2 protein-coding genes and 1 tRNA gene are annotated in these 2,061 nt (G+C 68.7%); 2 read left to right on the top strand and 1 reads right to left on the bottom strand.

Annotation, left to right across the window (positions count from 1 at the left end):
- Nucleotides 1-740, bottom strand: a 740-nt coding sequence (locus tag VE326_13800; GenBank protein ID HYJ34280.1) for a hypothetical protein, incomplete at its 3' end; no start/stop codon positions are given.
- Between the two features lie 211 nt (nucleotides 741-951).
- Here VE326_13800 and VE326_13795 point away from each other — a divergent pair.
- Together VE326_13795 and VE326_13790 are read left to right on the top strand one after the other, a co-directional pair.
- Nucleotides 952-1,042 (top strand) — tRNA-Ser (locus VE326_13795).
- Nucleotides 1,043-1,104: 62 nt separating this feature from the next.
- Nucleotides 1,105-2,058 (top strand): TerC family protein, encoded by a 954-nt coding sequence (locus VE326_13790; GenBank protein HYJ34279.1) that lies wholly within the window; start codon nucleotides 1,105-1,107, stop codon nucleotides 2,056-2,058.
- Nucleotides 2,059-2,061 lie beyond the last annotated feature (3 nt).

Genomic DNA, 2,061 nt, shown 5'->3' with positions numbered 1-2,061 from the left:
TCGAGCTTCGCGAGCGGGCGGCCCTTCTTCAGCCACAGCGCCCGCGCCGACGTCAGCGCCGTGGTGTCGGGCGCCTGGTACACGCCAAGCGCGCGCACGTAAGCGTCGATCGCGAGGTCGTCCTGCTTCGTCCGCTCGTAGGCCGCGCCGATCGCGCGCAGCACGCGCTGGCTGTCGGGCGAGATGGGCAGCGCGCGCTTGAGCGCGATCAGCGCGGAGTCCGGGCGATCGTTCAACAGGTAGGCCTCGCCGAGCGTCCCGAGCGCGAAGCCGCGGAACGGGTCGTACTGCGGATCGGCCGGTACGCCGAGCGCGGCCAGGCGCGCCATGGAAAGCGCACGGGGCGCGAGGTCGCCGTGGTTCACGAGGTACTGCGCGACCTCGCCGTTCAGGACGACCTGCTGGAGCGGCTGGCTCTTGAACGTCCGGATCGCGCTGTCCGCCGCGGCGACCACCATCTTGCCGGGCGCGTTCCCCACGATGAGCCCGTTGACGATCACGCGGTGGAGGAACACGCGGAGCGAGCTGTCGGAGGCGGCCGCGAGCCAGCGCCGCGCCTTCTGGACCGCATCGAACGCCTTCGACGAGTCCTGCATCTCGGCATTGAGCTGCATGATGTCGCGCGCGGTCGGCGCGGCTGCATCGGCCGAGCGCGCGGACCGCGCGTTCAGCGCGACTCCCGCCGCGAGGGCGAGGACGAGGGCCAGGGCAGCCGCGGAGCGAAGGGGCGTGGGGGTCATCGGAGCCTTTCAGATGGAGAAGGGGCCGCAGCGACTCGGCCGCGGGCGGGAATTGTAGGCCATCTCGCCGCCGGCCGTGGCGCCAGGGGCCGACCGGCGCCCGGCTTCCGGCGCCCGCCGCCGCGCCCCGCGCGGAACCGCATTCGCTGGCCCGGCCGCCCGGCGCCGTGATAAGCCTTCCCGCCCCTGTCGCCGATGACGGGGGCCAGGCGGAGAGATGTCCGAGTGGTTGAAGGAGCACGATTGGAAATCGTGTAGCCGCTCATACCGGCTCGTGGGTTCGAATCCCACTCTCTCCGCCATCTTTCCCTGAAGGACCGGGGCGCCGACCTCGGCCCCGCTTTCCCGGCCGTGGGGACCGACATTGACGGAGAACGCCGTCCTCCTGTGGGGACTCTTCAACGCGTTCATCATCGGCATGCTGGTGCTGGACCTCGTGGTCTTCCACCGCAAGCCGAAGGTGATGTCGCTCCGCGAGGCGCTCCTCTGGACGGGCTTCTGGGTCGGCCTCGCGATCGTGTTCGGGGCCGGGATGTTCTGGTTCCGCGGGGCGCGGGCCGGCACCGAGTTCGTGACCGGCTACCTGATCGAAGAGTCCCTCTCGGTCGACAACCTCTTCGTCTTCCTCCTCATCTTCCGGTACTTCAAGGTCGCTCCCGAGTTCCAGCACGGCGTGCTCTTCTGGGGGATCCTCGGCGCGCTCTGCATGCGGCTCGTGTTCATTCTCACGGGCGTGTCGCTGCTCGAGCGCTTCCACTGGCTCATCTACATCTTCGCCGCCGTCCTCATCGTGTCGGGCATCCGGCTCTGGAACGACAAGGACAAGGAGGTCGAGCCCGAGAAGAACCCGGTGATCCGTGCGGCACGGAAGATCTTCAAAGTGCGTCCGGGCTCGCACGGAGGCGCGCTGTTCGCCCGGGAGCACCACCGCTTCGCGGTCACGCCGCTCTTCATCGTGCTGCTCTCGCTCGAGACCACCGACCTCATCTTCGCGGTCGATTCGATCCCGGCGGTGCTCGCGATCACGCGTGACCCGTTCATCGTCTACAGCTCGAACGCCTTCGCGGTGCTCGGTCTCCGCTCGCTGTTCTTCGCGCTCTCGAGCGTGATGGGCCGCTTCCACTACCTCCACTACGGGCTCTCGGCGATCCTCGTGTTCGTCGGCCTCAAGATGCTCCTGTCGAGCGTCTATCCCATCCCCACGCTCGCCTCGCTCGCCGTCGTCGCCCTGCTGCTCGCCGTTTCGGTGGTGGCGTCGTTCCTGTGGCCCGCGAAAACGAAACCCGCAGCTTCCGCTTCCCCGGAGGAATCCTTATGAGCG

The sequence above is a fragment of the Candidatus Binatia bacterium genome, from assembly GCA_035631035.1.
Lineage (GTDB): Bacteria > Eisenbacteria > RBG-16-71-46 > SZUA-252 > SZUA-252 > DASQJL01.
Note: the sequence above shows the minus strand (reverse complement) of the source record. Positions and strands in the feature narration are given on the sequence as shown.